16 protein-coding genes are annotated in these 21,505 nt (G+C 71.6%); 4 read left to right on the top strand and 12 right to left on the bottom strand.

Annotation, left to right across the window (positions count from 1 at the left end):
• Window positions 1-48: 48 nt before the first annotated feature.
• Window positions 49-435: an MGMT family protein gene (locus tag ACFYOH_RS03170; RefSeq protein WP_388620582.1), complete on the bottom strand. Its 387-nt coding sequence runs from the start codon at window positions 433-435 to the stop codon at window positions 49-51.
• Window positions 436-621: 186 nt separating this feature from the next.
• Here ACFYOH_RS03170 and ACFYOH_RS03165 point away from each other — a divergent pair, with 186 nt between their 5' ends.
• The 4 genes from ACFYOH_RS03165 (at window position 622) to ACFYOH_RS03150 (ending at window position 7,408) form a co-directional block, all read left to right on the top strand.
• Window positions 622-3,447 (top strand): lysylphosphatidylglycerol synthase domain-containing protein, encoded by a 2,826-nt coding sequence (locus ACFYOH_RS03165; protein ID WP_388620579.1) that lies wholly within the window; start codon window positions 622-624, stop codon window positions 3,445-3,447.
• Between the two features lie 81 nt (window positions 3,448-3,528).
• Entirely contained in the window at window positions 3,529-5,073 is a 1,545-nt protein-coding gene (locus tag ACFYOH_RS03160) for an alpha/beta hydrolase (protein WP_388620576.1), read from the top strand.
• 133 nt (window positions 5,074-5,206) lie between these two features.
• Window positions 5,207-6,763, top strand: coding sequence for an alpha/beta hydrolase (locus ACFYOH_RS03155; protein WP_388620573.1), 1,557 nt, complete (start codon window positions 5,207-5,209; stop codon window positions 6,761-6,763).
• Window positions 6,764-6,820: 57 nt separating this feature from the next.
• Entirely contained in the window at window positions 6,821-7,408 is a 588-nt protein-coding gene (locus ACFYOH_RS03150; protein WP_388620570.1) for an SMI1/KNR4 family protein, read from the top strand.
• A 101-nt stretch (window positions 7,409-7,509) separates the two neighbouring features.
• Here the strand turns inward: ACFYOH_RS03150 and moeZ are convergent, their stop codons facing one another.
• The 11 genes from moeZ to ACFYOH_RS03095 all read right to left on the bottom strand — a co-directional run bounded on the left by moeZ (window position 7,510) and on the right by ACFYOH_RS03095 (window position 21,175).
• Complete coding sequence (gene moeZ / locus ACFYOH_RS03145; RefSeq protein ID WP_388620567.1) at window positions 7,510-8,688, bottom strand: adenylyltransferase/sulfurtransferase MoeZ; 1,179 nt, start codon at window positions 8,686-8,688, stop codon at window positions 7,510-7,512.
• Window positions 8,689-8,751: 63 nt separating this feature from the next.
• On the bottom strand, window positions 8,752-9,501 hold the full coding sequence (locus tag ACFYOH_RS03140; RefSeq protein WP_388620564.1) for a spherulation-specific family 4 protein: 750 nt from the start codon (window positions 9,499-9,501) through the stop codon (window positions 8,752-8,754).
• Window positions 9,489-10,448 (bottom strand): NAD-dependent epimerase/dehydratase family protein, encoded by a 960-nt coding sequence (locus ACFYOH_RS03135; protein WP_388620561.1) that lies wholly within the window; start codon window positions 10,446-10,448, stop codon window positions 9,489-9,491. Before ACFYOH_RS03135 ends, ACFYOH_RS03140 begins: the two co-directional genes overlap by 13 nt.
• Window positions 10,449-10,785: 337 nt before the next feature.
• Window positions 10,786-12,123: a hypothetical protein gene (locus tag ACFYOH_RS03130; protein WP_388621068.1), complete on the bottom strand. Its 1,338-nt coding sequence runs from the start codon at window positions 12,121-12,123 to the stop codon at window positions 10,786-10,788.
• 260 nt (window positions 12,124-12,383) lie between these two features.
• Complete coding sequence (locus ACFYOH_RS03125; RefSeq protein ID WP_388620558.1) at window positions 12,384-14,081, bottom strand: DUF3492 domain-containing protein; 1,698 nt, start codon at window positions 14,079-14,081, stop codon at window positions 12,384-12,386.
• A 201-nt stretch (window positions 14,082-14,282) separates the two neighbouring features.
• Complete coding sequence (locus ACFYOH_RS03120; RefSeq protein ID WP_388620554.1) at window positions 14,283-15,875, bottom strand: dipeptide ABC transporter ATP-binding protein; 1,593 nt, start codon at window positions 15,873-15,875, stop codon at window positions 14,283-14,285.
• Window positions 15,872-16,870 carry an ABC transporter permease gene (locus ACFYOH_RS03115; RefSeq protein WP_388620551.1) on the bottom strand — a complete coding sequence of 333 codons (999 nt, stop codon included), beginning with the start codon at window positions 16,868-16,870 and terminating at the stop codon, window positions 15,872-15,874. Before ACFYOH_RS03115 ends, ACFYOH_RS03120 begins: the two co-directional genes overlap by 4 nt.
• Window positions 16,867-17,910: an ABC transporter permease gene (locus tag ACFYOH_RS03110; RefSeq protein WP_388620548.1), complete on the bottom strand. Its 1,044-nt coding sequence runs from the start codon at window positions 17,908-17,910 to the stop codon at window positions 16,867-16,869. The genes ACFYOH_RS03115 and ACFYOH_RS03110 overlap by 4 nt, the downstream gene beginning before the upstream one ends.
• 4 nt (window positions 17,911-17,914) lie before the next feature.
• Window positions 17,915-19,633, bottom strand: coding sequence for an ABC transporter substrate-binding protein (locus tag ACFYOH_RS03105; protein WP_388620545.1), 1,719 nt, complete (start codon window positions 19,631-19,633; stop codon window positions 17,915-17,917).
• 169 nt (window positions 19,634-19,802) lie between these two features.
• Entirely contained in the window at window positions 19,803-19,898 is a 96-nt protein-coding gene (locus ACFYOH_RS03100; RefSeq protein ID WP_388620542.1) for an Ms4533A family Cys-rich leader peptide, read from the bottom strand.
• Between the two features lie 56 nt (window positions 19,899-19,954).
• A complete protein-coding gene (locus ACFYOH_RS03095) occupies window positions 19,955-21,175 on the bottom strand; it encodes a DUF3152 domain-containing protein (RefSeq protein WP_388620539.1) in 1,221 nt (406 codons plus the stop codon).
• Between the last annotated feature and the right edge of the window lie 330 nt (window positions 21,176-21,505).

Raw genomic sequence — 21,505 nt, 5'->3', positions numbered from 1 at the left:
CCGTACGTGCCATGGGCTCTCCCCGAGGGCATCGAATGGCGGAAGCTGTCAGGTGTGACCCACTGCGCCCGTTCCGCCGTCCCATCGGGCCCGCCGCATGTCGATCCGCGGCAGATGCCCCTCGGCACTCCTGGCCGCCTCCTTCAGCGGCGTGCCCTCCGCGCGGTAGTGGGCGAGCGCGCGCAGTTCGTGGCCGGGCAGCAGCACCCCGTCGGCACGCACCACCCGCCACCACGGGACCGCGCCTCCGTAGAGCGACATCACACGGCCGACCTGGCGCGGTCCGCCTTCCTCGAGCCACTCGGCGACATCGCCGTACGTCATGACCCGGCCCGGCGGGATCCGCTCGGCGACCTCGAGGACCCGCTCCGCGTACTCCGGCAGCGCGTCCGCGTACTCCTCGCGGGTGTCCCCGGCAGGGCTCTGCTCGCTCATTCGCCCCATCCTGCCCCACCCCACCGACATCGCGGCGCGGACCGCGAGGAACGGCCCTCTCGCCGCCGGACGGCGCTTCCGGCAGACTGTGCGCCCGCGCATCCGCACCCTGATGCCCCCGTGTGTCGGCGGAGCATGCCACCATCGTGCGGGCGGTGACTGGTGATACGAGACCAAGAAGAGACCATGAAGCAGCAGGGCGTGCACCCCGAAGGAGCGGCGGGCACCCCTGACGCGGCCGCGCGCCCCGACACCGCCGGCGGCGCGCAGGACGACGGCCCGCGCGCGCTGGAGAACAGCGCAGACGGCAGCGCACGCGCGCGTGAGAACAGCGCGGCCGACGGAAACGACGACACCGAGGGAGCGCACGTCCCGGAGAACACGCCCCCCGGCCACGGTCCGGGCGCAGACGACGATCCGCACGCCGAGGCCGTGGAGGGCGACGAACCGCTGCTCCCCGCGCGCGTGCACCGCCCCTCGGACCTCATGCGGCTCCTGGTGGGCGTGCTCGCCGTCGTGGTGCTGCTCGCGATCGCCGCGTTCGCGCACGGCACCACCTCGGGCTTCGAGCAGGACATCCACAAGGGCACCGGTCAGGCCCCCGACCTGCTCATCAAGATCGCGGGTCTGGCGTCCAGCATCGCGATCCTGCTGGTGCCGGTCGCCTTCGCGATCGAGCGGCTGATCAAACGCGACGGGCTGCGCATCGCCGACGGCGTCCTCGCGGCGGTCCTCGCCCATGGAGTGACCCTCGCGACAGACCTGTGGGTCGCGCGGGCCGCCCCGGGCTCGATCCAGGAGGCGCTCACCCAGCCCTCCCCGGGCGACATCCATGCCCTCACCGACCCCGTCCACGGCTATCTGGCACCCGTCATCGCCTATATGACGGCCGTCGGCATGTCCCGCAGACCCAGATGGCGCGCGGTGCTGTGGATCGTGCTGCTGCTCGACGCGTTCTCGATGCTGGTCACCGGCTACACGACGCCGTTCTCGATCATCCTGACAGTGCTGATCGGCTGGACCATCGCCTACGGCACGCTGTACGCGGTCGGCTCCCCCAACGTGCGCCCCACCGGGCAGACCCTGATGGCGGGCCTCAGGCACGTCGGCTTCCACCCCGTCAACGCGGCCCGCGAGGAGGCCGTGGAGACGGAGAACGGCGACCGCGGCCGGCGCTACTTCGTCACCCTGGAGGACGGCCCGCCGCTGGACGTCACGGTCGTGGACCGGGAACAGCAGGCCCAGGGCTTCTTTTACCGCGCGTGGCGCAATCTCACCCTGCGCGGCTTCGCCACCCGCTCCAGCCTCCAGTCGCTGCGCCAGGCGCTGGAACAGGAGGCGCTGCTGGCGTACGCGGCGATCGCGGCCGGCGCCAACGCGCCCAAGCTGATCGCCACCTCCGAACTCGGCCCCGACGCCGTCATGCTCGTCTACGAGCACACCGGCGGGCGCACGCTGGACTCGCTGGCCGACGAGGAGATCACCGACGAGCTGCTGCGCAACACCTGGCACCAGGTGCAGGCGCTGCAGTCGCGGCGCATTGCACACCGCAGACTCGCAGGTGACGCGATTCTGGTGGATCGTTCCGGCAGGGTGATCCTCACCGAGCTGCGCGGCGGTGAGATCGCGGCCGGCGAGCTGCTGCTGCGCATGGACGTGGCCCAGCTGGTCACGACGCTCGGTCTGCGGGTGGGCGCCGAACGCGCGGTGGCCTCGGCGGTCCGGGTGCTCGGGCCCGACGCGGTCGCCGACTGCCTGCCGCTGCTCCAGCCGATCGCCCTGACCCGCTCCACGCGCGCGACGCTGCGCAAACTGGCCCGGGAGCAGGCCCAGCGCGAGCGCGAGGCGGTGCTGGAGGCATCCCGGCAGGCCAAGGAGGTGCCTCCGGAGGAAGCCGGAACGCAGGGCACGGAGGCCCTCGGCAAGGCCGACAAGAAGGCCGTACGCGCCCAGGCGCGAGCCGAGAAGCGGGCCGTCGACGAGGCCCTGGAGGAAGCGCGTGAGGAGGATCTGCTCACCCAGATCCGCCATGAGGTGCTGCGGATCAGGCCGCAGGCGCCAGTGGAGCCGGCCCGGCTGGAACGGGTGCGGCCCCGCACGCTGATCAGCGTCTTCGCCGGTGCCATCGGCGCGTACTTCCTGCTGACGCAGCTCACGCACATCGAGTTCGGGCCGCTCGTGGCCAACGCCCAGTGGGGCTGGGTCGTCGCCGCCGTGCTGTTCGCGGCGCTCAGCTATGTCGCGGCGGCGATGCAGCTGCTGGGGTTCGTACCGGAGCGGGTGCCGTTCCTGCGGGCCGTGGCGGCCCAGGTGGCCGGCTCGTTCGTGAAGATCGTGGCACCGGCCGCGGTCGGCGGTGTGGCCCTCAACACGCGGTACCTGCAGCGCTCGGGGGTGCGGCCGGGGCTCGCGGTGGCGAGCGTGGGCGCCTCGCAGCTGGCCGGGCTCGGCTTCCACATCCTGATGCTGTTGTCCTTCGGCTATCTCACCGGTACCGAGAAGACGCCGTCCCTGTCGCCGTCCCGGACGGTCATCGCGGGCCTGCTGACGGTGGCGGTGCTGGTGCTCGTGGTGACATCGGTGCCGTTCCTGCGGAAATTCGTCGTCACGCGCGTGCGCTCACTTTTCGCTGGTGTCGTGCCCCGCATGCTCGATGTGCTGCAGCGGCCGCAGAAGCTGATCACCGGCATCGGCGGCATTCTGCTGCTGACGTTCTGCTTCGTGATGTGCCTGGACGCCTCCGTCCGGGCGTTCGGCGACGGCTCGGCCTCGCTCAGCATCGCCAGCGTCGCCGTGGTCTTCCTCGCGGGCAACGCCCTCGGCTCCGCGGCGCCCACCCCGGGCGGCGTCGGTGCCGTGGAGGCGACCCTGACGGTCGGCCTGATCGCCGTCGGCCTGCCCAAGGAGGTCGCCGCCCCGGCCGTCCTGCTGTACCGCCTGCTGACGCTGTGGCTGCCGGTGCTGCCGGGCTGGCTGGCCTTCAACCAGCTCACCCGCAAGGGAGCCCTGTAGGGATCGCGCAGGGCACGGGTGCCGTACCTCGTACGGCCCGCGCCCCGCGCGTCCCGGCGTGTGCGCCTCCAGGATGGGAGTATGGCGAACTCCTCCCGGCTGCGCGCCGCCGCCCTGACCACCGCTGCCCTGATGCTCCCGGCTCTGCTGGCCGGGTGCGGCGACCGCAGCAAGGACAGCGACCTCTCGGCGCAGAAGCTGGACTGGAAGGACTGCACGGCTCCGTCCGAGGCCGAGGGCGGCGGCAGCGCCCCGTCCCCGCTGCCGAACGGCGGCACATGGCAGTGCGCCACCATGAAGGCACCCCTGGACTGGAGCAATCCGAAGGGCGACACCATCGGCATCGCCCTGATCCGCGCCAGGGCCAGCGGCCCCGCGAGCGAGCGGATCGGCTCACTCGTGTTCAACTTCGGCGGCCCCGGCGGCAGCGGCGTCAGCTCGCTGCCCGCGTTCGCCCCGGACTACGCCGCCCTGCGCACCCGCTACGACCTGGTCAGCTTCGACCCGCGCGGGGTCGGCCGCAGCTCGCCGGTGCAGTGCGAGAGCGACTCCCAGCTGGATGTGTACTTCCAGCAGGACGCGACCCCCGACAACGGCGCCGAACGTACGGCGCTGGTGAACCGCACCAAGCAGTTCAACGCGGCCTGTGAGAAGAACTCCAGGAAGATCCTGCCGCACGTGGCGACCACCGACGCGGCCCGCGACATGGACCTGATGCGCCAGGTCCTCGGTGACGACAAGCTGCACTACTTCGGCATCTCCTACGGCACCGAACTCGGCGGCGTGTACGCCCACCTGTTCCCCAAGAACGTCGGCCGGGCCGTGCTCGACGCGGTCGTCGACCCCACGCAGAACCCCGAACAGAGCGCGCTCGGCCAGGCCAAGGGCTTCCAGCTCGCACTGGACAACTACGCCGCGGACTGCACCTCCAAGACCACGCAATGCCCGGTCGGCACCACCGCGCAGGATGTGAAGAACCGCATCGCGAAACTGCTGAACGACCTGGAGAAGAAGCCGATCCCCGGCATCGCGCCGCGTCAGCTCACCCAGACCGCCGCGACGAACGGCATCGCGCAGTCCCTGTACTCCAAGGACTTCTGGGAGTACCTCACCGAGGGCCTGGAGCAGGCGTACGCGGGCGACGGCAAGATCCTCATGCTGCTGTCCGACTCGATGAACGGCCGCAGCGAGGACGGTCAGTACAGCAACATCACCGCTGCGAACATCGCCATCAACTGCGCCGACGAGAAGCCGCGGTACACCGTCGGCTACGTCCAACGGAAGCTGCCCGAGTTCCGTGCCGCCTCCCCGCTGTTCGGGGACTACCTGGCCTGGGGCATGGTCAGCTGCACCAACTGGCCCGTGGCGGGTGCCGCCGACCATCCCGACGTCAGCGCGCCCGGCTCGGCGCCCATCCTCGTCGTCGGCAACACCGGCGACCCGGCCACCCCGTACGAGGGCGCCAAGAAGATGGTGGAGGCGCTCGGCAAGGGCGTCGCCGTCGAGCTGACGTACAAGGGCCAGGGGCACGGTGCGTACGACAGCAAGAACAGGTGCGTGCAGAGCGCGGTGAACGGCTATCTGCTGGACGGGAGGGAACCGAAGGCCGGCGAGGTCTGCTCCTGAAACACCCCCACACCTGCCAAGAAACCACTGGTCAGAGCGTTATCCACAGGCCGCCACGAGATCGGCAGGGTATGCCTACCATGGCCTGGACACCCGGCGCGGCACGACGCGCAGGGCCTGTGAGGGGGTGCGTATGAGGCGATTCCTGCGCTGGACGGCCGCGCTGGCCGCGGCGCTGCTGGTGGCCGGCTGCGGCGGCGGCTTGTCGGACGGACGGGGCAACGGCAAGGGGCACGACGGCGGCGAGGACAAGGGCACGAGCACGGCCGGCCCGCCGGCTCCGGCGACGGACCTGCCCGCGTCCCTCACCTCCCAGCACCTCGACTGGCACGGGTGCAAGGCCACGGGGAAGTCCCCCGCGCCGAGCGGCGACTGGCGGTGCGCGACGCTCAAGGTGCCGCTGGACTGGTCCGAGCCGGACGGTGCGACGATCGGCCTGGCTCTGATCCGCGCGCAGGCGACGGGCGGGAACCGTATCGGCTCCCTGCTGTTCAACTTCGGCGGCCCCGGCGGCTCGGGCCTGGAGATGATGCCGTACTACGCAGGCACCGTCTCGAAACTCCGTGAGCACTACGACCTGGTGAGCTGGGACCCGCGCGGGGTCGGCCCCAGTGAGGGCGTCCGCTGCCGCGGCGACCGGCAGATCGAGGCCGCCGAGGACGTGGACGCAACGCCGGACAGTCCACAGGAGGAGCAGGCGTTCCTCCAGGACGCCACCGACTTCGGCAAGGGCTGCGCGAAGGCCGCAGGCAAGCTGCTGGCCCATGTCTCCACCACCGACACCGCACGCGACATGGATCTGATGCGCCAGGTCCTCGGCGACACGCGGATGCACTACTTCGGCATCTCCTACGGCACCGAACTCGGCGGCGTGTACGCCCACTTGTTCCCGCAGCGGGTGGGACGGCTGATCCTCGACGCGGTGGTCGACCCGACTGCGGACACGGTGGGCCAGGCCGAGAACCAGACCCACGGCTTCCAGCGGGCGCTGGACGACTACCTGAAGTCCACCGGGCAGGACCCCGCACTGGGCTCCCGGAAGATCACCACCCTGCTGAAGCGGATCGACGCGCGCCCGTTGCCGACATCGTCCGGGCGGAAGCTGACCGACACCCTCGCGGTCACCGGGATCGTCCTGCCGCTGTACAGCGAATCCAGCTGGCCGAGGCTGACCGCCGCGCTCGACTCGGCGGAGAAGGGCGACGGCTCACCGCTGCTGGCGCTCGCGGACGACTACAACGAGCGGGACTCCTCGGGGCACTACGGTACGACGTCCCACTCACAGCGGGTCATATCGTGCCTGGACGAGAAGGAGCGGCCGACGCTCGCCGAGACGAAGAAGCGGCTGGCGGAGTTCGAGCGCATCTCGCCGGTGTTCGGGGACTTCCTGGGCTGGGACACGGCCGGCTGGTGCCACGACTGGCCGGTACCGGGCCAGTTCACGACCCCGGACGTCAGCGCGCCGGGAGCGGCACCGATCCTGCTGATCGGCAACACCGGCGACCCGGCCACGCCCTACGAGGGCGCCCGCAGAATGGCCGACGAACTGGGCAAGGGCGTCGGCGTCGAACTCACCTGGAAGGGCGAGGGACATGGGGCGTACGGCAACGGCAGCGACTGTGTCGACTCGACGGTGAACGCCTACCTGCTGAACGGGACGGTGCCGAAGGACGGCAAGGTCTGCTCCTGACGTTGTCTGAGGGCGCGTCGGTCTCAGGCCGGCGGTCCCTGCGATAGCGTCCGCCGCATGGCCTCACCATGTGACCTCGTCAGCCAGCTGAAGCCGGGTGTGACGGACGCCGCCGAGGCCTGGCGCTTCATTCGCGGATTCGCCGCGCACTGGGTGACGCCACTGGCTGAGGGCGACGGTTGCGACGATGCGGAGCTGGCATGTGCGCAGACCCGACTCGGTCTCACCATGCCCGCGGCGCTTCGTCAGGGCTACCAGCTCATAGGTGACCGACAGGATCTGACGAGCAACCATGACCGCCTGCTCAGTCCGGATCAGCTGTACGTCGACGAGCGCGGTGAGGTACTGGTGTTCCGGCATGAGAACCAAAGGGCGGCGTCGTGGGGCATCCGGCTCGTTGATCTCGACAAGGCCGATCCTCCAGTGATGACGAAGCTCGATTTGGCCGACAAGGCGGCCGAGCGCTGGGAGGACTGGATGGAACGGTGTTCCCTGGCCTGGGTCGAGATCGTCCTGTCGGAGTCCCTGCACGCGCCGGAGGAGCTCAGTGACTTCTTGCCGGACCTCGACGAGCCGTTGGACAACCGCTTTGTGTACACCGAACCGGGGGTGGAACTGCTGGTGGACCGGCTCGCCATGATCTGACAGCCGCTGCCCGACGCCGACCGAGAACGACAGAAGCCCACGGCTCCGACCTGGTCGGAGCCGTGGGCTTCGTCAGCCTCGCCGGTGGGCGGGCCCGGTGATCAGTAGACCGGCTTGTGCGGTTCGATCTGGTTGACCCAGCCGATGACGCCGCCGCCGACGTGGACGGCGTCGGCGAAGCCCGCGGACTTCAGGACGGCGAGGACTTCCGCACTGCGGACACCCGTCTTGCAGTGCAGGACGATCTTCTTGTCCTGCGGGAGGCCCTCCAGGGCGGCGCCCATGAGGAACTCGTTCTTCGGGATCAGCCTGGCGCCCGGGATGGAGACGATCTCGTACTCGTTCGGCTCGCGGACGTCGATGATCTCGATGTTCTCGCCGTCGTCGATCCACTCCTTGAGCTGCTTCGGAGTGATCGTGGAGTCGGCGGCCGCCGCCTGGGCCTCCTCGGAGACGACGCCGCAGAAGGCCTCGTAGTCGATGAGCTCGGTGACGGTCGGGTTCTCGCCGCAGACCGCGCAGTTCGGGTCCTTGCGGACCTTGACCTGGCGGTACGTCATCTCCAGGGCGTCGTAGATCATCAGGCGGCCGACCAGCGGCTCGCCGATGCCCGCGAGGAGCTTGATGGCCTCGTTGACCTGGATGGAGCCGATGGACGCGCAGAGCACGCCCAGGACGCCGCCCTCGGCGCAGGAGGGGACCATGCCGGGGGGCGGGGGCTCCGGGTAGAGGCAGCGGTAGCAGGGGCCGTGCTCGGACCAGAAGACGGAGGCCTGGCCGTCGAAGCGGTAGATCGAACCCCACACGTACGGCTTGTTCAGCAGCACGCACGCGTCGTTGACCAGGTAGCGGGTCGCGAAGTTGTCGGTGCCGTCGATGATCAGGTCGTACTGGCTGAAGATGTCCATCACGTTGTCGGCCTCGAGCCGCTCCTCGTGAAGGATCACGTTCACGTACGGGTTGATGCCCTTGACGGTGTCACGGGCGGACTCGGCCTTGGAGCGGCCGATGTCGGACTGGCTGTGGATGATCTGGCGCTGCAGGTTCGACTCGTCGACCTCGTCGAACTCCACGATGCCGAGGGTGCCCACGCCCGCGGCGGCCAGGTACATCAGCGCCGGCGAGCCCAGGCCGCCGGCACCCACACAGAGCACCTTGGCGTTCTTCAGCCGCTTCTGCCCGTCCATGCCCACGTCGGGGATGATCAGGTGGCGGGAGTACCTGCGGACCTCGTCTACGGTGAGCTCAGAGGCTGGCTCAACCAGGGGTGGCAGCGACACGGGGACTCCGTTGGTCGGTCAATCACTACAGTTGTTCTCTCCGTAACACTGCCACGGCCTTCTTCATTCCGAGACACCTGTTCCGACACGCGAGACGATTTCGTCCCAGTAACCGGGCATGGTCTCCCAGGGGTCGGTGCGGCCGCCGCGGTCCGTGCGGTCGGTGAAGTAGATCGTCGCCGCGCCCTGCCAGCGGGCGATGCGCAGCGCCTCCTCCAGGTGGCCGCGGGGCACGCCGTGCACGAAGTGGCAGAAGCGGTCGGGCGGGTAGTCGGCGGTCCACTCGGCGACCTGCGACCAGCGGTAGTCGGACCAGGGGCCGGAGAAAGTCACCAGTTGATCGGCGTTCTCCGCGTACCCGGGGTGCGGATGGCTGCCGTGGCCGAGGACGATGTGGGCAGTGTCACTGATCGTCCGCAGCGTGGTGACCGCGCGGCGGACCTCGGGGAGCGCGGTGCGGTCGGTGGGGCAGCGGTCCAGCAGGAAGCCGTCGACCCGGTACCAGTCGAGGTGGCGGTGGGCGTCGGGGAGCAGGTCGGCGAAGGCGCGGGTGCCGTGGGCGAGGTCCAGGTGGCCGAGGACGCGGACGCCCGCTTCCCGCAGCCGGCCCGCGGCCTCCAGGCAGTGCGGGTCCGGGCGGGTGCCGGGACCGGCGGCCACGTTCAGGACCACCCAGTCCAGGGGGGTGCCCGGCCGGGCGAGCTGGGCCCACTCGGCGGGGGCGACGAGCGGGTGGGCGTAGCCGGGTACGCCGATGGCGGTGCGCAGGCCGGTGCTCGTGGCGCCTGCTGTGGTGCTGGTCAGATGCGGCATGCCGCCTCCATCCAGATGTCGGCCAGGGATTCTTCGAGGTTGATGCGGGGCCGCCAGCCGAGCCGGTCGCGCGCGGTGCGCACGTCGGCCTGCTGCCAGCTGCCGCAGCCGTCCGGGTACGGGTAAGCCACCGGGGCCGCGTGGTCGGAGTCGGCGCGGGGGTGGCCGATGGCGCTGCGCAGCGGGCCGGGCGGGGCGTCGAGTTCGTGCAGGGCGCCGCCGTAGCCCGCCACGCGCGCGAGGACGGCGGCGGCGTCACGGAGGCGGACGGCGCGGCCGGAGCCGATGTTGATGACGCCCTGCGCGGCGGAGAGCGAGGCGGCGTGCACGGCGCGGGCGACGTCGCGTACGTCGACGAAGTCGCGCTGCACGCCGAGCCCGCCCAGCTTGAGCTCGCCGTCGCCGGACTGCATCGCGCGCCGCATCGCCTCGGCGAGCCGGCCGAGCGGGGAGCCGGCCGGGGTGCCGGGACCGGCCGGGGAGAAGACCCGCAGCACGACGGCGTCCAGTCCGGAGCCTAGGACCAGTTCGGTCGCGGCGAGCTTGCTCACGCCGTACGGGCCGCCGGGGCGCGGTACGGCGTCCTCGGCGGTGGAGGAGCCGGGCTGGCTCGGCCCGTACTCGGCGCTGCACCCGATCTGCACCAGCCGGGCTCCGCAGCCGCTGCGGCGCAGGGCCTCGCAGACGGTGGCGACGGCCACGGTGTTGTGCCGGGTGAGTTCGCGGGCGCCGCCGCGGATGGCACCGGCGCAGTTGACGACGACCCCGGGGTGGACCGCGTCCAGGAAGCGGGTGAGTGCGCCGGGGCTGCCGGTGGCGAGGTCGAAGCGGACGTCGGCGTCGTCGCCGCGGCCGAGCGCGGTGAGCTGGACGGCCGGGTCGGCGAGCAGGCGGTCGGCGACGAAGCGGCCGATGTATCCGTTGGCTCCGATCAGCAGGACCCTCATCGGGCGGCTCCCGTCATGCGGGCGCCGGCGTGACTGGCGGGGCCGATGTGACAGTTGTGGCTGGCTGCACCGATGTGCCAAACGTGGCTGAAGGGTGCTTTGAGCCATGAGGGTGTGCTGGGTCCGCCCGTGCTCGCGGTGCCTGCGGATCCGGTGGTTGCCCGGACTCCGGCTCCGGCGGTCCCGGCTTGTGCATCCGCGGCTGCGACTGCTGCGGACGCGCCGGAGGTTCCGGGGGCTCCGGACGCTCCGGGGCGGGAGGTGGTCATCTCGTCTTCTCCTTCAAGAGGGGCGGTGCGGTCGCTGCCGGCGGCGATTCGGGCCGGTGGCGGAAGATTCAGTCGGGGGCTCCCGTGGGCGCGTGCGCCGAGGCCTGGGTGAGGGTCCGGCCGGCATGGCACAACAGGGCCAGCGCGGCCGTACCGCAGACGAGGGCCGGGACCGCGGCCTCACCCCAGGCCTCGACGAGGTTTCCCACGGGGGTCGCCAGCACAGCGCAGCCCGGCAGCCTTCCGGCCAGCGGCAGCGCGAGGGCCACCGCCTCCGCGGCTGCCGCGGCGCCGAGCGCCACGGCCGGGGCGTGCCGGCGGCCGTGGACGGTGAGCACGCGGGCGAGCAGCAGCAGGGCGCCCAGGGCGAGGGTCTGCGGGTAGGCCACGGGCTCGTGCAGGAGGGTGCCGCACACCAGGAGCAGGGCGGTGAGGGCGCCCAGGAACAGGACGAACATGCCGAACAGCAACGGTTTGGCGCTGGCTGCGAAGTCCTCCAGACCCCGGCTGCCGGCGAGCCTGCGGCGGGCGCCCGCGCTGAGCAGGTGCGCGCACCAGGCCGCCGGAGCACAGGCCAGCGTAAGGGCCAGGGCCGGCGCCAGGGCCGTGGGCCAGGGGCCGTCCGGGGCGCCGGTGGGCAGGGCATCGGGGCCACCGGTCGTGATCGCGTGGAGGAGGCCGTCGCCCAGGAGGGCGTATCCGAGCAGCCACAGGGTCCACGCACGCGTGGCCTTCGCCGTGCGCCACGCGTGCGTGCCGGGCGGTCCGGCGAGGGGGCCGCGGCGCAGTGCGGCGCGCGTGGCGAAGGCTACGGCGAGGATGCCGACGGCAGCGGCGAGCAGGCGTGGCTGTCCGTGGGCGAGACGCAGTCCGGCCACGGTGGCCGCGCCGAGGGCGCCGGGCAGGAGGCTGAGCAGGATCCAGTCCGCGCGCACACGCGGTACGGGCAGGGGCTCGGACTCCGGGCCCTGCTCGCCGCCTCGCGGCACGCGCGCGTACAGCTCCTCGGCGAGCGAGAAGACGTCGCGGTGGCGGAAGCGGGCGGCGGTCCGGTCGGTGACACCGTGCGCCTCCAGCCCGGCGGCGATCTCCAACGGGTCCACGGCCCGCTCGCACAGCTCGCGGTGCCGGTGCAGCAGGGCTTTCACGGGGTCGGCGGCTCCACGCCGGGGCGCGGGGGCGACGCGCCGCTTGTCCGACTCACCCTTGCCCGACGGGGAGTTGTCCGAGAGTGAGTTGTCCGACGGCGAGTCGTCCGATTCCGCCTGGGTGACGGCGCCCGCGGCGGGCGTTCCGGCGGCGGACCGGGCCGACGAGGTCTCGCCGGACAGGGCTCCCTCATCGGCTCGCTCGGCCTCGAACCACTCCCCCGACCGCGAGTCCCAAGGTTCAGCAGCACTGGGCATCCCGAGCGGCGCGCCCAGCCCGCCCGGCGCTCCCGACACCCCGGCGGGCGAACCCGAGCCCCCCGTCTCCCCGGACACTCCAGTGCCCCACGCGCCCCACCCGCCCAGCGCCTCCGCCACCCCGGCGGCCGAATCCGCGCACCCCAGCCCGCCCCGCACCTCAGTGCCCCGCGAGCCGAGGTCTCCCGGCGTGTCCGGTTCGGTCTGCTCGTCCACCGACACGGTGCGGTCTCCGCCCGTGTGGTCGTCCCGTGTGCCCATCACGTCCCCTCCGCGGCGAGTCGTGTCGCGCGTACCGGTGGGGCCGTGGCCCAGCCAGGGGCGGTCCGGGGCAGGACGCGGGCCGTGGGGCCGGTCCAGCGGCCGGAGACATGGGACTCGGCGGGGGTGGCGAACGGCAGGGGGTCACCGCCCTCGTCGAGGACGAACCTGCGGACCGGGCAGCGAGATACGATCTGCAGGTAAATGCCGTGAAATGCCGCGATGTTCTGCTCGACGGTGAACAGTTCGAGCGCGCGGGCGCGCGCGGCGGCGCCCAGGCGCTCACGGCGCTCGGGGTCGCGCAGCAGCGCCACGCACGCCTCGGCGAGCGCCCGCGGATTGCGCGGGGGCACGACGAGCCCCGTGCCCCCGATGACCTCCACCACCGCGCCGACGTCGGTGGACACCGTGGCCCGGCCGCAGAACATGGCCTCGATCAGGCCGATCGGGAAGCCCTCGACCACGCTGGACAGCACGACGACCGCGCCGGCCGCGTACGCCTCGGGCAGCGTGGGCGCCTCCGGGCCGCCGATCTCCTCGAAGGAGACCGGGTTGTCGCCGACGGCGTGCACACCTTCCGCCTCGTCCGGGAAGAGCTGCGCGGCGAGCGCCCGGCAGTGACCGAGGTAGGCCGCGCCCTCGGGTCCGGAGGGCGCGCCGACGATCCTGAGGCGCGCCTTGGGCTCCTCCTTGCGGACTTCGGCGAAGGCGTGCAGCAGCGAGATCAGGTCCTTGGCGGGTTCGACCCGCCCGACCCAGACCAGCGTGCCGGGGTCGGCGCGGTCCGGGGCCTCGCCGACCTCCGTGAAATGGCCGGCGTCCATGCCGGGGTAGACCGTGCGGATCCGGGCCCGGTCGGCGCCGCACCGTTCCTGCCAGCGGCGGGCGTGGGCGTTGCCGGGGGTGAGGAGCTCGGCGCGCCGGTAGACCTCGGCGGCGAGCCGACCGTGAAAGGCGGCGAGCAGCGCGCGTACGGCGGGGGCGGCGGTGTCGGGGCCGAGGGCCAGGTAGTGCGAGCGGAGCTGCACGCCGTACTCGGTGACGAGCAGGGGTACGCCGGCGAAGTGCCGGGCGAGTAGCCCGGGGAGGGCGGCGGGGCCGCCGGCGGCGGCGTGGCAGAGGTCGGCCGCGCCGAGGTCCTCGTCGCCGTACCAGTCGAGGGAGAGGGGGCGCAGGGCGCGTTCGAGGTGTGCGGTGACGCTGAGCAGATCGGGTACGCGCGCCTCGCGCGCCGTGCGCAGCGCGCCGGGGGCGCGACAGGCGCGTTCGAGGGTGCGTACGGCGGTGTCCGAGTGCAGGGCGCCGGCCAGTCCGCCTTCCTCGCGGGCGAGTTCGGCGAGTCCGTACAGCGCGCTGCCGAAACGGTCCGCCATGTCGGTGGATCCGCCCCCGGAGACCGGGTCGGCTCCGGCGCACATGGCGGCGACCAGTTCGCCGTAGCACTCGGTGAAGCGCCGGCGCGTGCGCCGTGAGTAGGTGACCCCGTCGTCCTCGGCCGTCCACAGCGGCGCCGTACGCACCCGGCCGACCTGCGGCGGGAGCGCGACCCAGCCGTCGTCCTCCTGGCGCCGGCTGCGGCTGAGCGCGTAGATGTCGAACTCGTGCTGGTCGAGCCCGCGCACGAGCCGGTCGCACCAGAGTCCGGCGTCACCGCTCACATACGGGTAGCCGCCTTCCGTAAGCAGTCCGATGCGCACGTGTGCACCCCCGATCTCCTGTCCGGTGAGCCGCCGTTCCCCCGGCGGCTCGCAGCGGGACGAACGTAAGCGGACAAGGCGGTGGCGCGACGGACGGTTGTCCATCGCGCCACCAAAAGGGGTGAACGGACGTAACTTTCGCGTGCGGGTCGCGTTCGGCCGCGCTAAGGCTTCACAGGGCGATCAGTCATGCACGAAACGTTACGCCGCGGCCGGTTCGCGCCGCGCGGCCCGTCGCTGCGCCGCCAGCTCCGGGTCGAGCGCCGGTACGGCCGCCAGGAGCTGCCGGGTGTACGGCTCCCGCGGGCTGTCGTACACCTCGTCGGCGGGCCCGTATTCGACGAGCCGGCCCTGGCGCATCACCGCGACCCGGTCGCTGACCTGCCGTACGACGGCGAGGTCATGGGCGATGAAGACGAGCGCGAGGCCGAGTTCCCGCTGGAGTTCGCCGAGCAGCTCGACCACCTGGGCCTGCGTGGTGACGTCGAGCGCGGAGACCGGCTCGTCGCACACGATGACGCGCGGGTCGGCGGCGAGTGCGCGGGCGATGCCGATGCGCTGGCGCTGACCGCCGCTGAACTCGTGCGGGTAGCGGTCGTAGTGCGCCCTTTCGAGCCCGACACGCTCCAGCAGTTCGGTCACGCGCCCCCGGATGCGCTCCTCGTCGTGTTCGCCACGCGCGCGTAGCGGATCGGCGATGGACTCGCCCACGCTGCGACGCGGGTTGAGGGAGGAGACGGGGTCCTGGAAGACCATCTGGACGGCCGGGTTCACGCCCTTGTGGCGGCGGCCCTCGTAGCGGATCGCGCCGGCGGTCGGCTCCAGCAGGCCGACCAGCATCCGGCCGAGCGTGGTCTTGCCGCTGCCGCTCTCGCCGACCACCCCGAGCGTCTCGCCGCGGCGGACGGTCAGCGAGACGTCGTCCACGGCCGCGAACGCCCGCCGGCCACGCCCGAACTCGCGCCGCACCCCGGTGGCCTCCAGCACGACATCGGCGGAGGCGCGGGAGCCGGTGCGGCGGGTGTCCACGCGCGGTACGGCGTCGAGGAGTTCCCGGGTGTACGTCTCGGCGGGCGCCGCGAGGACCGTGCCGACCGGGCCGTGCTCGACGACCCTGCCGTGCCGCATGACGAGGATGTCGTCCACGCTCTCGGCGGCGACGCCCACGTCGTGGGTGACGAGCAGCAGGCCCATGCCGGTCTCCTCGCGCAGCGTGTGCAGCAGGTCGAGGATCTGGGCCTGGACGGTGACGTCGAGCGCGGTGGTCGGCTCGTCGGCGATCAGCAGCTCCGGCTCGCAGGCGAGGGCCATGGCGATGAGGGCGCGCTGGCGCATGCCGCCGCTGAACTCGTGCGGGCGGGACCGGGACCGCCGTGCCGCGTCCGGAATTCCAACCCGCTCCAGCACCTCGACGGCACGCGCGTGTGCGGCGCGGCGCGACACGCGCGTGTGCACGCGGTGGACCTCGGCGATCTGGTCGCCGATCGCGTAGTACGGGTCCAGCGAGGACAGCGGGTCCTGGAAGACCATGGCGGCCGTGGCGCCGCGCAGCCGCCGCAACTCCTCGTCGGGGGCCGCGTGTACGTCCGTGCCGGCGACGCGGACCGAGCCGGTGACCCGGGCTCCGGTGCCGCGGTGCAGGCCCAGCAGGGCGCCCGCGACCGTGGACTTGCCGGAGCCCGACTCGCCGACCAGGGCCAGCGCGGCCCCCTTCGCGAGGCTGAGGGAGAGTCCGTCGACGGCCCGCAGCGAACCGAACTCGACGGTCAGATCCGTGACTTCCACCAGGCTCATTGGAGTACCACCCGTCGGTCGGCCACCGCGTACAGGACGTCCGCCACGGCGTTGGCGAGGACCACGAAGAAGCCGATGACCAGGACCATGCCCACGACCACCGGCAGGTCGACTACCTTCACCGCGTGCACCAGCTCCTGGCCGATGCCGGGCAGCCCGAAGAGGGTCTCGGTGAGGACGGCACCGCCGACGGCCGAGCCGACGTTGTTGGCGTTCAGCGCGATCACGGGCGCCAGGGCGCCGCGCAGGGCGTGCCGGCCGACGATGGAACGCTCGGACACCCCGTATGCCCGGAAGGTCCGGATGTGGTCCTCGGCGAGGGTCTCCAGCATGGCGGCGCGGGTGAGGCGGGCGAAGGCCGCCGCCTCGATCAGGGCGAGCGAGAGCCAGGGCAGCAGCAGGTTCCAGGCCCATTGCTCGGGATCGTCGGAGAGGTTCACGTACTGCGGGAAGGGCAGCAGCTGCAGTTCGCCGCAGACGACGATCATCAGCACCAGGCCGATGACGAAGACGGGCGTGGCCGTGCCCGCGAGGGTGATCGCGGTCAGCACGCGCTCGGAGATCCGGCCGCGCCGCCACGCGGAGAGCACGCCGGTGCCGACGCCGAGGACGAGCCACACCACCATGCCGCCGAGGACCAGCGACAGACTGACCGGCAGCTTGGTCAGGATGATGTCCAGGACCTGCTGGTCGGTCTGGTACGACTGCCCCAGGCAGGGCGCGGCGCAGTGCACGACCGATGTGCCCGTGGAGAAGTCCTGGCCGACGACGAGCCCTTCCAGGAAGTGCCAGTAGCGCAGATAGAGGGGGTCGCCCAGCTTGAGCTGCTCGGCGACCTGGCGCACCTGTTCCGGTGAGCAGCGCGGGCCGCAGGTGATCTGGGCGACGTTGCCGGGGGTGACGTAGAAGACGACGTAGACGATCACCGAGATGGCGAGCAGGGTGACCACCACGCCGACGGCGCGGCGCAGCAGAAAGCCGCCGAGGCCGCTCATGCGGTTGCCTCCTTGTCGCTCTTGGCACCCTCGGTTTCCTGGACGTCCTGGGCGTCCTGGACGTCCTTGCGGCCGGTGCCGACGCGCAGGCGGGAGGCGGCGCGCGGGTCGAGTGCGGTGCGTACGCCGTCGCCGAGAACGGTGAGGGCGAGGACGGTGACGAACAGGGCGCCGGCCGGCAGCAGCAGGTACTGGGGCGCGGCCTGGTACCAGACGTCCGCGGCGGTCAGCATCTGTCCCCAGGACGGGGTGGGCGGCTGCACGCCGACGCCGAGGAAGGACAGCGCCGCCTCGACGGAGATGTTCGTGGGCACCAGCAGCGCGGCGTACGTGATGACGGGAGCGGCGAGGCCGGGCAGCAGTTCGCGGCGGGCGACCCGCCAGGCGCCCCAGCCGCTCAGCCGGGCGGCGGAGACGTGGTCGAGCCCCTTCAGGGAAAGCGTCTGGGCCCGCACGATCTTCGCGATGTTGCCCCAGGCGATCAGGCCGATGACCAGGGTGACCAGGACCGGCCGCGGAAAACTGGATGGCACGATGGCCAGCAGTGCCAACGACATGATCATGAGGGGCATCGACACGATGATGTCCGTGGCGCGGCTCAACAGTTGATCAACCCATCGATTGCCGAGCGCGGAGGCCACGCCGACCGCGACCCCGATGGCGACCTGCACCACCGTGGCCGCGAAGGCGACGCCCAGCGACACCCGCGCCCCGTAGACCAGGCGGGCGAACAGGTCGCGGCCGGTCTGCGGTTCGACGCCCAGCCAGTGGTCGGCGCCGATGCCGCCGAGGGAGCCGATGGGCACGCCGCCGCGCGCGGAGTCGATCAGGGACGGGTGGTAGGTGGTGGGGTCCTGGCCCTCCAGGGCGGTGAGCAGCGGCGCGGCGAGCGCGACCAGGACGAGCAGCGCGACGACGGCCGCGGCGACCAGGGCGGCGCGCTGCGCGCGCAGCCGCCGCCAGAACTGACGGGCCCCCGAGGCCGCCGGGACGGTGGCTTCCGTCCCGGCGGTCTCGACGGCGAGGAGTGCCTCGCTCACGGCGCTACTTCACCGCGACCTGGGAGATGTCCAGCACGCCGGTCCAGTCGCTGATGACGATGTTCTTGACGTCCTTGCCGTACAGACGCTTGTAGACCGGGTGGAACAGCGGCACGACGAGGGCCTGATCGCCGATCCTCTTGTCCAGTGCGCCCCACCGCTTGGCGGCGGCGTCAAGGTCGGTCAACTTGTTGATCGCGTCAATCTCGGCATTGACCGACTTGTCGTTGAGCAGGCCCGTGTTGAAGTTCGCGCCGTCCTTGACGATCTGCCGGCCGTCGAAGATCGGGGCGAGGAAGGGACCGCCGGAGGGCCAGTCGGCACCCCAGTGCGCGAGGAAGAAACCGGGCTCGGTCTTCACGCTGTGGATCGTGTCCCGGTAGTCGTTGTCCTCCAGGCCCTGCAGCTTGACCGTGATGCCGGCCTTCTTGAGCGCGTCCTGGACGGCGGTCGCGATCTCCGGGCTGGTCTCGAAGTCCTTGGCGTTGGAGTGGGTCAGCGTGATGGTGAGCCCGTTCTTGTAGCCGGCCTGGGCGAGCAGTTCCTTGGCTTTGGCCGGGTTGCCGGACGTACCGGCCGGGAACGGGTCGTACGGCGTGTAGCCGAAGGACTTCTGGTTCGGCAGGAAGGTGGTGGCGGGCTCGGCGAGCGCGCTGCCGCCGGCCGCGTTGACCACCGAGGAGCGGTCGACGGCGTAGGCGATCGCCTGCCGCACCTTGGGGTTGTCGAAGGGCTTCACGGTCGGGTTGAACGCGATGTAGTTCGTGTAGCCGAAGTGGCCGGTGCCGACGCGCGCGGCCAGTTCCTTGTCGCCGCTGACCTTGGCCAGCTCGGCCGGACCGAGGTTGGTGTCCGTGGTGACCGCGGCGGCGTCCGCACCCTGAGACGCGGACAGTCGCTGGTTGATCACCGAGGAGTCGAGTCCGGAGCGGACGTCGATGGTGTCCGGGTAGGCCTTGCGCTGGTCGTCGACAGCCGTCGACCAGTACTTGTTGCGTTCCAGGACCAGGTGCTCGCCGTCGTTGTCGTTCTTGACGACCCGGTAGGGGCCGGACGAGATCGGGTGCTCCTCGTACTTGGTGCCGTTGTCCTTGCTCTTGGGCACCGGGGTGAACTGCGTCTGCGTCGCGAGGAACGGGAACTCGCCCTCGGGCTTGTTCAGGTGGAAGACGATGGTCCGCGCGTCAGGCGTCTCGATCGCCGCGAGCCCCTTCTTGTCCTTGTAGAGCCCCTGGTAGTCGGCCGCGCCGACCAGCCAGTCCCTCAAGTAGGGAGCGCCGCCGGAGAGTTCGGGGGCGAAGGAGCGCTCGATGCCGTACTTGATGTCGGCCGAGGTGATCGGGGTGCCGTCCTCGTACTTGAGGCCCTTCTTCAGGGTGTACGTCCACACGGTCGCGTTCTCGCTGGGGCGCCCGGTGTCGGTGGCGAGGTCGGGGACGACCTTGGCGCCGGCCGCGCCGCTCTCGCGGTTGCGCGTGGTGAGGGTGCGGAAGACCAGCGAAGGGACGTTTCCGCCGCCGGAGGTGTAGAGGCGCGCGGGGTCGAAGTCGGTCTGCGGCTCGGAGTTCAGCACCGTCAGGGTGCCGCCCTTGTGGGGCGTGGAGTCGCCACCGGAGCCCTTGGCATCGTTGTCCTTCGGGCCGCAGGCGGCGGCGCCCGCTGCCACGACCAGGCTGACGGATGCCGCTGCCACGCGGCGCGCTATGACGGACGGTTGACGCATCGGAATGACGACCTCTCGAATACTGAGACTGAAGGACAAGGGGTGAGACGATTGCGGGCAGACGTCAGCCCCGGCGTCAGGTCGTCGAAAATCCGTGACTCAATCCGTGACTGAGTCACGGACGTGAAAAGGGGAAAAGGGTCGCGACGCGAACGCCAGGGTGGCGGCGTCAGCGACAGTCGATGTCGGCCACGCAGAGTGCGGTCACGCCGATGAGCGCCAGCTCGATGGCTGCGCTCTCACGGGCGGCATGACTAGACCACATGAGCAGAAATATGAACGAACCTGCGGCTCATGTCAATGTGACGTAAGTGGCGCCGGTCAACTCCTGGGATATGGCCACGGGTTGGGCAGACAGTGGATTCCGTCATGGTCGAGGAACTTGGTCTGCTGCTGCATGACGGGGGCGAGTTCGCCGTCCTTCTGGCACGTCACATGGCCGTGGCCGAGCCGGTGACCGACCTCATGATTGATCAACATCTGCCGGTAGGCGTGGATCTTGTCCCCATATGTCTTGCTGCCCTCGGCCCACCTGTATGCATTGATCATCACTCGTTCGGTGGCGGCGGAGTCGCAGGAGACGTTGTCCTCGGTGGTGTCGAGCCCGGACTTGGCGCACCACTTGGCGGTCGTACCAGGGCTGGCCAGCGTGATCACGAAGTCGGGCTTCCCGGAGGAGACCCGCTCGAAGGTACGGGCGCCGTCGTGGGCCCAACTGCGGTCGTCGTTCAGGGTCTTCTGTACGGCCTCGGCGAACAGTTCGCCGTCCAGTCCGAGTCCCTGCTCGATGTCCACGCGGTAGGTGTACTTCTGCCCCTTGCCGGGCGCCTTGGCGGAACCGGGCACGGTCTCGAACTTCCCGGAGCCCTTCAGCGTGGCGCTGAGCGGGTACGTCCGGTCCATCTTCTGCTCGTACGACAGTGTGACCGTGCCGGGCGAGGCGGACGGGGCCTCACCGCCGGGGATGCCTGCGTCCCGAGCCTGGTCGGCGGCGGAGCTCGGCTGTCCACCGCCGTGGTGCTGCGACGCGGCGACCTGGCCTGCGACGACCACCGCGAGCACGGTGGTGACGGCGGCCGCCGCGATTCCGGTGAAGGCCCGCCCCTTGCCGCCGTGGCGCTGCGCGGGCAGGCCGACGGAGGGCTGCGCGGGTGGACCGGCCGGGGGTGCGTCACCGGCGTCCGCCTCCGGCGCGTCGGCCGGGTGCCCCTCGGCGGGGCGAGGCTTCCCCGTGCGGGGCGTGAAGACGTCGATGTCGTCGTCGAGGCCGACGCCGCCGCGCCCGTCGGCGAAGGCGTCGAGGTACTCACGCCGGGGCCCGGCCCCGGCGCCCGGACCGGCCGGCCGCTGCCGCGGAACCACGACACCGGGACCGGCCGCCCCCGCGAACTCACCCCAGCCACCACCGGCTTCCCGCTGCTGAGGGTGCCCACCACGAGCAGCCGGACCGCCCTCGCGAAGACGGGGGACACCGTGCGCGGGGGTGCCGTCGGGAAGCCTCGGCATGCCGTGCGCGGGGGTGCCGTCGGGAAGCCCCGGCATGCCGTGCGCGGGGGTGCCGTCAGGGAGCCTCGGAACACCGGGCGCAGGCGGGTCATAAGGAAGCCTGGGCACACCGCGCGCGGGCGTCCCGTCGGGAAGGCGCGGCACACCGTGCGCCGGGATTCCCCCACCGAAACGCGGCACACCCTGACCCGGCGTGCCCCCCGGGAACCCCGGAACACCATCGGCGGGAGTGCCGTGAGGAAGCCGGCGAACACCCCGTGCGGGGGTGCCGTCGGGAAGCCTCGGGACGCCATGTGCCGGAGTGCCGTCAGGCAGAGGCGGCACACCCTGACCCGGCGCGCCCCCCGGGAACCCCGGGACACCATG

Origin of the sequence: Streptomyces sp. NPDC007856 (assembly GCF_042868225.1) — a bacterium.
Lineage (GTDB): Bacteria > Actinomycetota > Actinomycetes > Streptomycetales > Streptomycetaceae > Streptomyces.
This window is presented reverse-complemented; position numbering and strand designations above follow the sequence as displayed.